This window comes from Methanobrevibacter curvatus (assembly GCF_001639295.1).
GTDB lineage: Archaea > Methanobacteriota > Methanobacteria > Methanobacteriales > Methanobacteriaceae > Methanoflexus > Methanoflexus curvatus.
In genome coordinates, this window is record NZ_LWMV01000205.1 from 1 (window position 1) to 11,942 (window position 11,942).

The window sequence follows — 11,942 nt, forward strand, 5'->3', positions numbered from 1 at the left end:
TGGAGGAATCTATTCTTTAAATGATTTACAAATTAATACAGCTAATTTTTCACAAAATACTGCTACTGCATCTGGCGGAGCAATTTATGCAAATGGTCAAATAAGCATTTCTTCTAAATCTAATTTTGCCTCAAATAATGCAAAAAATGGTGGAGCAATATATACTCTTAAGAATTTAAACATTTATAACTCAATATTTAGCAAAAATAATGCCCTCTCCAATGGTGGAGCATTATATATCAATGGAGGAACAACTAGAATATTAAGCAATTCAAATTTTTCATCAAATAATGGTGTCAACGGTGGTGCGATTTATTCTAATGGTGCATTAAGTATTGTTTCAGCTAATTTTAATGGTAATCTTGTAACTGGCAGTGGTGGAGCTATTTATTCTCTTAAAAACTTACAAATTTCTTCATCTAAGTTTAATGGAAACAATGCATCCACTAATGGCGGAGCACTATATTTAAATGGTGGAATTACAACCATTACTGCTAAATCTACTTTTAATGACAATAAAGCCGTTAATGGTGGTGGAGTTTACACTAATTTTAATTTAACTATTGATTCTGCTGGATTTTCAGGTAATATTGTTAGTTCTAATGGTGGAGCTATCTATTCTACTAACTCTTTAAATGTTACTGGTGGAACCATTAGCGGTAATAGTGCTACTTATGGAAGTGGTATCTATAATTCTGGTGTTTTAATATTGAGTAAGACTATTTTTGTTAATAATAAAGCTAAAATTTTCTCTCTTGGTATTAAAGCTCCAAACTATGTTATTAAAGGAGATAAGGTAGCAGTTGAATCTTATTTGACCCGTGGGGATAATATATTAAATGCCATTTATACTACTAACAATAATGTTGTAAAAGATGGTCTTAATATTAATAAATCTAATAAACCTAGTGGAGTGACTATGATAATTGAAGCTAATAATAAAAAATACACTTCAAAATCATCATCCACTGGTGTAGCTGAGATTAAAATACCTACGTTATCAAGTGCCACAAGTCCAAGTTTAAAGATCACTGTTTTATATGATAAAAAAGGCGAACCAAAAAAGAAAGCTACTGTTAAAGTTTCTTATAAATCTTTGAAGAAATCTTACTTAACTAATATAAAATCTAATCTTAAAAAACTTAAAGTATCTGATTATAAAGGATATTCTAAAGTTCTCAACTATGAAAAACAAATAAAACAATATTTAAAGGATGTTAAAAAAAGTAAATTAAGTAAAACGAATAAAAATAATTTTAATAAATTGGCAAATAAGGTCTTAAGTTCCATTAATACTAAAAAAATCAACTCATTAACTGCATTAACTAAAACTATTAATAACAAGCGAACTTTTGCCTCTTCTTCTGAAAAGAAAAGTTACTCTTCCCAACTTAAAGATCTTAAGAAAACAATCTCTAATAGCAAGGATTTAACCAAAAAATCCAAAAAGAACAAAATAACTGAAATTAATAAACTTATTAATAAAGTAAACAAACTTCAAATCCAATCTCGTACCCCATTTTCAACAACTACCTATGAAGGCAGCACTAAAGTTGTAACTAAATGGAGCGATTTAATCAAAGCTAAAAATGATTATACAGAAATAACAGCTAAAGTTGTTACAAAAAAGAAGATTAATGTTACAGCAATAACACAGTATTTTGTTATAGTTGATAATAATATTTCTACTGAGAATGAAAGCTCAGATTATAGTCATAATAGTATTTCCACTAAAGAAATTTTAGTTGATGATAAAGTTACATGGATTTTATTAACTAATGATCAGCTTAAAAATAAGTATAAATGGTATTATCAAAATGGCACTATTTCTAAGTATTATAAAGGAACTAAACAAGTTTTAAAGTATGATAAATCTGGAAAACTCATATCAAATAAAACATACTATAATCAACAATGTACTGAGAAATCATCTAAAATATTCCAAAGTGATTACTCTTCCTATGTTAATCCTTCAGAATTTTGTGAAGCTGATAATCCAGAAATTATTAACTTAGCTAATAATATTAAAAAGAATTCTTCTGATAAGAGTGACATAGGAGTAGCTAATGCTATTTTGAAATGGGTTCAATTGAATATTCAGTATGAACTTTATGGTGATACATTATATGGTGCTTTAGGTACTCTTCATGCTAAAAAGGGTAATTGTGCTGATCAAGCTCATTTAACTGTTGCACTTATGCGTGCAATAAATCTTCCTGCAAGATATGTTGCTAAAAATGCTATATTTGATAATGAACGTAAAGGTCATGGATGGGCTAATTTTTATTCTAATAGTACTATTTCAGATATCTTCATGTGGCATGATTTAGATGATTGGTTATGTGGAGATCCTGTTAATAATAGAACTACACTTACTTGGAATATAAACTTCGGTTCAGGACTCACTGCCACTTATGTAGGAAATAAAAAATTAGGCTATCATTTCAATGAGTATGAATGGTGTACTGTAACTCCTTATAATAACTCTGGGATAACCTATTATTTTACAGGTTATAGTTTACCATCATCAAAATTGGAGAATATTGGTGGGCAATGGTATAGGTTATATCAGTGGGTTGAGATTAATAATGAATCAGTGCCATATTGGGGTAATTATTGGTAATTTCTAGTTTTTGAAATTATAAATTTATTATATAAAATTTATTTAATACTGGAGGAGATATAATGAATTGTACTAGTAAACATTTTATTTTTAGTTTATTGTTTTTGTTTTGCTTATTTTCTTTTTTGTCTTGTGTTAGTGCAAGTACTTTTTATGTTGATGAGTCTTGGTCTAATGGTGATATTCAGGATTTGGTTGATAATAATTTAAGTATTAGTGATTTGGTTTTTTCTAAAACCGGTAGTGGGGTTTATAGTGGTATTAGTTTGGATGTTTCTAGGTCGATTAACATTGTTTCTGATTTTGGTGTTTTGTTAAATGGGACTAGTGTTGGTGGTGTTTGTGATTATGCTTTTAATGTTTTAGCTGATGGTATAAGTGTTAAAGGTTTTAATCTTGCTGGATATTTTGCTGGCATATTTGTAGCTTATTCTGACAATGTTAGCATATTTAATAATACTTTTTTTGATAATGATGAGTCTATTTTTGTTAGTGATTCTAGTAATGTGAATATTGTGAATAATAGTATTTTTAATAGTACGAATGGGCTTGATGGTATATTTATAAGTAGTTCTAATAATGTAAATATTAGTGATAATGATATTTATGATATTGGTTCTGGTATTAGTGTGGTTGAGTCAAATAACACTAAAATCTCAAATAACAAAGTTCATGATAATAATGGTCATGGTGTTTACATAGATACTGGTGAAAATATAAGTATATCAGGCAATGATTTAGATAATAATAGTGCAGGTGGAATTTCTTCAAGTAATATCAATAATCTAAATATTAAAGATAATAATGTTAAAAATAGTGGTAGTGATGGTGTTTCAGTAGATAGTTCTAAACATGTTGGTATTAGTGATAATGATATTGAAAATTCTTCTTCTAACGGCGTTTCTGTTTATGATAGTGACAATATTAATATTTCTAAAAACAAGATAAAAAAAAGCAACAGCAATGCTGTATCTTTATATTCAACTAAAAATACAAAAATCTCATCTAATAATATTAAAAGTAGTGAAGGTGCAGGTATTTCTTTAGGTGATTCTGAAAATATTTATATTCATGACAATAATATAACAAATTCTAGTGAAGAAGGATTAAAAGGTAACATTGTAACAAATATTAGCATAATTAACAACATTGTTGCAAATAACACAGGAAATGGACTTTTTATCGATGTATCTGCATACAATATGACAATTATGAACAATACTTTTAATAATAATGGAGGAAGTAACCTATATTTTGCAAATATATCAAAATCTTTGATTAAAAACAATAATATCACTAATGGGGAAAGTAATGGCATCGATATATCTTATGGTGATTTTGTTGAAATCTACAATAATATTATAAAAAATAACACAGATTCAGGCATTTACATAACTAACACTAAAAATGCCCTAATTAATGAAAATAAAATAATGAACAACAATGAAGGCATAAATACCTTATATTCCACATTTATTGGCATTTATAATAATTTAATAGAAAAAAATAATGGATTAGCTATTTATCTTGCAAACGACATAAATGATCAAGTCAATTATTTTTCTCCAAGTATATTAGATAATAAAAGATTTTTTACAGGTTTTGGACCATCTCTCATTTTTTATTTTCAAATTAAGGATAATAATATTACTAATAATAGTTTTGGTATTGAGATAAATAGCTGTGATTCTCTTGATATTTCTCAAAATCGCATCAAATGGAATAATGGCAATGGTTTTAGTTCTATCTATTCTAAATCTTTTGGTTTCTATGGAAATAATGTTTCTTTTAATAATGGTAGTGGTTTGTATATTGTTGATTCTGATGGTGGAATCCAAGGAAATAATGTGAGTAATAATAGTGAGTATGGTGTTTTTTTAATGGATTCTCCAGTCTATATTATAGCAAGAAATATAGTAAATTATAATAAAAACTCTGGAATTATTCTCTATGGTGTAAATAGCTCTAATTTGCAATATAATGATATAATTGGAAATGATGGGGAAGGAATACTTTTAAGTAAGTCTAACAACATTCCAATTTATCTAAATGAAATAAGTAATAATAGTATAGGTATTGCTTTATATTCTTCTGATAATTGTTCTGTTTATAATAATGATTTTGTGAATAATACTGTGGGGATTGTTATTGACTCAGTTAAAAATAGTGTTTTTTCTAATTCTTTTGTTGGTGGTAATAAGGGGATTATTATTTATGGAATAAATAATATTATAAGAGATAATAATCTTTCTAATATTAAGTCTAATGGCGTTTCTGTTTATGGTTATGAGAATGTTGTTAAAAATAATATAATAAGTGGTGTTAAAGGTTATGCTATCAGCTTGTTTGCTTATGGCAATAATGTGACTTATAACTCGCTTAAAGGTAATTATCGTGGCTTATATGTTAATGCTGATGAGAATTTATTTGCTTACAATAATATTACTGGCTCTAAATATAGTGCTGTGATTGTTGTAGGTTCTTTAAACACTGTTAAAAACAATAAAATCTCAGGGTCTGGTAATTATAGTAGCATTACTTTAACTGGGTCTTATAACACAGTCACTGGGAATAATATAAGTAAATTTAGCAACGGCATTTATGTTAATGGTCATAGAAATCTTATTTATTCTAACAGAATTAATATTAATTCTACTGGTATTTCTGTAAAAGGTAATTATAATATTCTATTAAAAAATATCATTAGGTCTAATAATCTAGGAATTTCAGTAAATGGCTATAAAAACAATGTTAATACTAATAAAATCACATCAAAATCTCAAGGCTTAAAAATCCTGGGCAATAAGAATAAAATCATCTCTAACATAATTAAATCCAAAACAAATGGCATTATTGGTCATGGGAATCAGAATTTATTCTCTAAAAATCGTGTTAGTGGTAACAAGATTTATGGCATTCAGTCTTCAGGAAATAAAAATATAATTTCTAAAAATATAGCTAATAAAAATAAAAACCATGGAATCAAAGTTAACGGCGATAGAAACAAGGTTACTGGTAATTTTGCTCGTTTATGTGGAGTTCATGGGATGAAAATTGCAGGTGATCGCAATACTGTTACGGGTAATAAACTAGGTAAAAAGTTAAATAAAAGAATTTGTGTTTATGGATATAAAAATAGTATTAAGAAAAATAAATCATAAATTATTTTTCTTATTTTTAGCTAATTCCTAATGAGTTTTTTCTAACATCGAAAATTAAAGATTTTCAGTAATTTTAGATACTTTGCCCAACAATAGCCCTTGAATCCGGTTTCATTATTAAGTGAAACATTCATGTAAATCACAATATAATCTATTAAGACAATTTAATTTAGTCAAATTTATATAGTATTTTTTACATATATTATTATATGAAATTCCAATTAAATAAAATAGACACAACTACATTAAAAAAATCGTTGAAAGAAAATAAAGAGTTATTTAGATCCGTTATTTTAATATTTCTTAATGATACAAATTTAAAACAAAAAGAAATTGCTGAAATATTGGATATAACCCCTAAAACCGTTAGTAAAATTAAAAAAAGATATTTAGAACATGGATTAGATCATGCTTTGAATGATAAGCCACGTTCAGGTCAGCCAAGAAAATATGATAATGACAAAGAAACAGAAATAATTGCATTGGCATGTACAGATCCACCTGAAGGGAAAAAACAGTGGACTGTCAGGTTAATCGCTGAAAAAATGAGAGAAAAACCTGGTTTTGAAACTATAAATCGTGAAAGTGTTCGCATTATTTTAAAAAAAACTCAACAAAATCCTGGAAGAAAGAAATGTGATGTATCAAAGAAATAGACGAAGAATACCGTAAAAGAATGTATACAATTTTAAAATTATATAATGAAGAATATGATCCAAAATATCCAATTATATGCTTTGATGAAAAACATAAACCATTAATTGGAGACATAATTGAAAAAATACCAATGAAACCAGGAAAATTTGAGAAATATGATTACCAATATAAAAGAAATGGTACTGCAAATATTTTCGTCGCCGTAGACTTTAACAAAGGACAAAGATACATAATGCTAACAAATAGAAGAACAAAATCAGATTTTGCCTATTACATTAAACATTTGGTTGATAAAGTCTTTACAAAAGATAAAAAGCTAAAAATCATAACGGATAGCTTAAATACTCATATATATGCCTCGATACTTGAAACTTTTGAATTTAAAGAAGCTTTAAGATTAATGAGCAAAATTACTTTTTACTACACACCAAAACATGCCAGCTGGCTTAACATAGCAGAAATAGAAATTAATGTAACGGATAAACAATGTACAGGAAGAAAAATAAGCAACAAAAATTTGTTAATCAGCGAAACTAAAGCTTATCAAGATTATAGAAATGAAAAAAATCTAAATAAAATGGAATTTCAGTAAAGAAAATGCAGATGAAAAATTATCAGAATATTATGTTTGAAATAAAATAGTAATAATTAAATTGTCTTAGTAATAGTTCCTGACTTAGTACTATTTGAAGTATTGTCTGGTGATCTAATTTATAATTAATTATATATTGATAAATCATTGGTGATTAACTTGAATAAAAAAAGCATAATAATCATTTTAATAATATTAGTAGCTATTATTGGAACAATATTCGCTTATAGCAACATCTACAATGATAAAACAAATTCTAATACCAATATCAATAACTCTACAACCAAAAATATAAGCGAAATATCAAATAAAACTATTAATAATACTAAAAATGATAATACAACAAATACGTATCAAAATGATCCTAAAATTCCAAAAAACCAAACTTTCACACAAACTTAACGAAGAAGGAAGCCATTAAAATTGCTAAGGATCTCGGAACTGGTGATGAGAGTTCTAAAGTTGGAAATATTGTAAAATACAAAAATAAAAGTTGGCTTGTTCCAATATATTCTAAATCAACTGGAAAAATAATTTCATATATCGAAATTCCAGATATGAAAGATATACACCTTAAAAGATCAAACTAAAAAAAGAAAAGAAAATATATAACTCTCACATAATTAAGTTTATTCTAAAATGGGAAAAAAGTGAGTATGAAGCTAATGTAGACAAGAATGATAAGTTCAAGAATAACTATATTCCTTTTTAAAAACTCTTTAAATCACTACCAGAAAAAAATAATAAACAAAATCCTGAATGTTTTGGAATTTATATGTTGTGGAAACTGCATAGTAAATTGTCCAGTATTTTTGCTAATAGGTAATGAATTTGGATATTGTAGCTATTTAATAGGTTTGTGGAGATGTTATGGCGAATTATATTGAAGATTCAAAAGCAAGTGATAATTCAAGATTGATGGTGATGCTGATAGAACACCAACAACAATATCGAAAATAAATAAAATACAAATAAATAATAAATTTAAATGTTTAATAATAGGTGATTTTTATTAAATTTAAATATACAATTTCAATAATTATTCTAATTTTAGTTATATTGGGTATAGGCATTTTTATAGCTAATTACAACTGTAATAATCAAACAAATGATAATAGCATTAATATAACTAAAAAAAACACCACAAATATTGATAATAATACAAACCATTCCCAAGAAAAAAATACTAGTAAGCAAAATACAAAAAAAACTAACACTAAATCCACCCCAAAAAACACATCGGAACCTATACTCATAACAAAAAAACAAGCCCTAAAAATAGCAAAGACATTTCTTATTGATGAAGAATCTGCAGAGGGTATAAGTAGCAAAGCTACATTTATAACACATGGTAAGCAACATTATTGGATTATTAAAGTATATGATTATTGTTTATATATTGATGCTAAAACAGGGGATAGTGTTAATCCTAAATTAGTGGGCATAATATAATTATCATTAGTTCGTAAAGTGTTTTTAATAGGAAATTCATGTTGTATATTACATATGGAAAGTATTTTGCTCTGTTTTGTTTATATTTGCCTTTGGCATATTTGACTACTAAGTTGGAATTTGGTTTTATTTTCTTTTGAATGCATTGTGTAGTTAGTAGAATAGCTTTTTTTACCACTTAATAGGTTTTGCATTCCTTCACTAGGTGTTTTTCTTACACAAGGTATAATAAAAGGTGTTTTTCTATTTTGGAGATAGTCAATAACATCTATAGTGAAAAATTCTTTATCAAGATAGAGTCCTTTAATTTTAAATCCGTTAGTTTCGATTTCATTTATTAAAAAGTCTACAGTATCTTTTAAAGTTTCTCCTTTTAGAATCTATTTCACAGCTATGTGTAGTGTTTATTTCTTAATATTATGTTATGGAACCATAAGAATAAAATCGACTAGTTTCTTTCTTAGATTTAGTTTTAATGGCATATTCATTGCTTTCTTCCTCACAATAACAGGCGATGTTGACAAAATCAATAGCAAAATGATTAAATTTCCTAGGCACAGTTTTAAGACCATTGAATCTTCAAAATTTCATTTAAATTCTGCTGAACCATATTCAAATCAAGATCACGAAGATGATATTTAATAGTTCCTTCTGAAGGAGCATCAACACAAATTTACTAACATTACTAACACTAGTTCGAGAAACACTAGCATTAAAAAGATGATAAATAATCATTTTATCATTATACACAAGATTAGGAGAAGATTTCAACCCCAACATATCTCTAATCACATTCATCGAAAGATTTAATACATCATAATTCAATAATACTTTGCATTGTGTGTTACTTTTTTGATTCATACACTTAATAATACACACCACACAATATAATACTTTACTTATACGAAGTAATGATTATAGTATTTAATCATCAATAATGAAATATTAATGTCTAATAATACCGTAATAAATTTTAATAAATTGCCATGATTTTTATATTTTCTTTAAATAATAAATTTTTTTATATAAATATGTATCGAAAATTATATATATTAGTAATACTATAACATCGTATTGTGCATATAACTTTTTTTAAACGGCTTTTTTTAAGTGATGTCTATGAACTATTTAGGGACAGTTTTACATATATCTAATTCTGGGAAATTAATTGCCCGTAGCAATACTACTCCTCCAAGTGGAGCTTTTATCTACAACAATGATAAAAATAAAGTAGGAAAGATTGCTAATGTTTTTGGACCTACTAAAAAGCCATTTATAGCTATTAATCTATTTAAATCCGTAGATAAAAATAGTTTTCTCTCTGCTGATGATTTATATGTATCATTAAATTCTCAAAAAAGAAAAAGGAGAGGTCAACACGGTAAGAAGAAGAAAAAGAAAAACTAAACGTCGAACTAAAAGAAAATCAACTGCTAAAAAAGTTGAAGAAACTGTAGTTGAAGAAGTTCCACAAGAAGAAGTTTTAACAGAAGAATTAGAACAACAAGATTCTAAAGGTGAAGATATTGTAGATAATATTAGTAATGATGTTGATGAGGAATCAGATACTAAAAAAACTACTAAGAATAAATCTACAAAGAAAACTGCTAAAAAGACTACTAAAAAATCTACTAAGAAGAAAACTACTAAAAGAAAATCAACTAAGAAATCTGCTACTAAGAAAACTAGTGCTAAAAAAGTTGACGATACTGTAGTTGAAGAAGTTCCACAAGAAGAAGTTTTAGCAGATGAATCTAAACAACAAGTTTCTAAAGGTGAAGATATTGTAGATAATATTAGTAATGATGTTGATGAGGAATCAGATACTAAAAAAACTACTAAGAATAAATCTACAAAGAAAACTGCTAAAAAGACTACTAAGAAAACTACTAAGAAAAAATCAACTAAAAAGACAACAACTAAAAAGGCAAGTTCTAAAAATAAGGAAATTATAATTCCTGCTGATAGAAATTGGGATTTAGATCAGGAAGTAAATAATTCAGTTCCTAAAAAGCATACATTTACACCTGTTATTGCTAAACCACAACCTTCAGATATTTTAACTGCTGAAAAGACTACTGTTTGTCCAGAATGTGGCAGTGATGAGTTAATTGGTGATTATGAACGTGCAGAAGTTGTTTGTAAAGGATGTGGATTAGTTATTGATGAAAATATGGTTGATATGGGTCCAGAATGGAGAGCATTTGATCATGAGCAACGTGACAAACGTACTCGTGTAGGTGCACCTATTACATATACAATTCACGATAAAGGTTTATCTACCATGATTGATTGGAGAAATAAGGATATTTATGGTCGTGATATTCCTGCAAGAAATCGTGCTCAATGGTATAGACTTAGAAAATGGCAAAGAAAGATTAGAATTTCTGGTGCTACTGAAAGAAATCTTGCATTTGCTTTAAGTGAGTTAGATAGAGATTCTTCAAGATTAGGACTTCCAAGAAGTGTTAGGGAAGCTGCTTCTGTTGTTTATAGGAGTGCTGTTGATAATAAACTTATTAGAGGAAGAAGTATAGAGGGTGTAGTTGCTGCATCACTTTATGCTGCTTGCAGACGCTGTAGTGTTCCAAGAACATTAGATGAGATTGCTGAAGTTTCTCGTGTGACTAAAAAAGAAGTTGGAAGAACTTATAGGTTTTTAGCTCGTGAACTTGATATTAAATTGCCTCCTACATCTCCTGTTGATTATGTTCCAAGATTTTCAAGTGAATTAGGTCTTCCTGGTGAAGTTCAATCTAGAGCTATTGAAATTATTGATCAAGCTATGGAAAAAGGACTTACTTCTGGTAGAGGACCAACAGGTGTAGCTGCTGCAGCATTATATATTGCTTCTGTCCTTTTAGGTGTTAGAAAAACTCAAAGAGACGTTGCAGAAATAGCTGGAGTTACTGAAGTCACAATTAGAAATCGTTATAAAGAACTAACTGAAGAATTAGATATGGGTGGTTCTTTACTCTCTGGTCTGTAATTTAATTTCAACGGTTAAATAGCTATTTTTTAGCACTTCAAATTTTTTCTATATTTTTTTTATCTTTTTTTTTTATTTGCTCTTTTTATGTAAAATTCTATTAATTCGTCTAGTGATATTTTTTCTGGTAAAATTGTGATTAAAATTTTTAATTCATTTTTATTGAACATTGGAGAAATTATTGAATATTTTATTAAGTCATTTTACAAAGTATATTATCAAAAGCTTTGTAACACATGTAATGAATTTAAATTTTCAAAAATATCATCTAAAAATTCTTTAAATCCAATTTAAACTATTTTTATCATTTTTTTATAAGATTAAAAATGATTATAAGTCACATTTTTGGATAATGTAATATATTTTGATTAAATTTATTTTTTTCTAAAATAAAATTTTCTTTTTATTATTTATTATATTTTTAAATTACATTAAACATGATTTTAAACATTTAAATATATTATAAGG

7 protein-coding genes and 1 pseudogene are annotated in these 11,942 nt (G+C 27.1%); all 8 read left to right on the forward strand.

The window, feature by feature from the left end; genetic code table 11:
• A partial coding sequence (locus MBCUR_RS08460) for a transglutaminase-like domain-containing protein (RefSeq protein WP_211265141.1) occupies positions 1-2,623 on the forward strand: 2,623 nt, incomplete at its 5' end.
• Positions 2,624-2,685: 62 nt separating this feature from the next.
• The gene (locus MBCUR_RS08465) at positions 2,686-5,784 is read left to right on the forward strand and encodes a right-handed parallel beta-helix repeat-containing protein (RefSeq protein ID WP_067092482.1); all 3,099 of its coding nucleotides are present in this window, start codon (positions 2,686-2,688) and stop codon (positions 5,782-5,784) included.
• A gap of 209 nt (positions 5,785-5,993) precedes the next feature.
• Positions 5,994-7,073: pseudogene (locus tag MBCUR_RS11090) on the forward strand (IS630 family transposase).
• A 119-nt stretch (positions 7,074-7,192) separates the two neighbouring features.
• Positions 7,193-7,435 carry a hypothetical protein gene (locus MBCUR_RS08480; protein WP_067092484.1) on the forward strand — a complete coding sequence of 81 codons (243 nt, stop codon included), beginning with the start codon at positions 7,193-7,195 and terminating at the stop codon, positions 7,433-7,435.
• 657 nt (positions 7,436-8,092) lie between these two features.
• Complete coding sequence (locus tag MBCUR_RS08485; protein WP_157077720.1) at positions 8,093-8,485, forward strand: hypothetical protein; 393 nt, start codon at positions 8,093-8,095, stop codon at positions 8,483-8,485.
• Between the two features lie 393 nt (positions 8,486-8,878).
• Entirely contained in the window at positions 8,879-9,127 is a 249-nt protein-coding gene (locus tag MBCUR_RS10455) for a hypothetical protein (RefSeq protein WP_157077721.1), read from the forward strand.
• Positions 9,128-9,604: 477 nt separating this feature from the next.
• On the forward strand, positions 9,605-9,892 hold the full coding sequence (locus tag MBCUR_RS08495) for a Gar1/Naf1 family protein (RefSeq protein WP_067092487.1): 288 nt from the start codon (positions 9,605-9,607) through the stop codon (positions 9,890-9,892).
• 649 nt (positions 9,893-10,541) lie between these two features.
• Entirely contained in the window at positions 10,542-11,474 is a 933-nt protein-coding gene (locus MBCUR_RS08500) for a transcription initiation factor IIB (RefSeq protein ID WP_157077722.1), read from the forward strand.
• Positions 11,475-11,942: the final 468 nt, after the last annotated feature.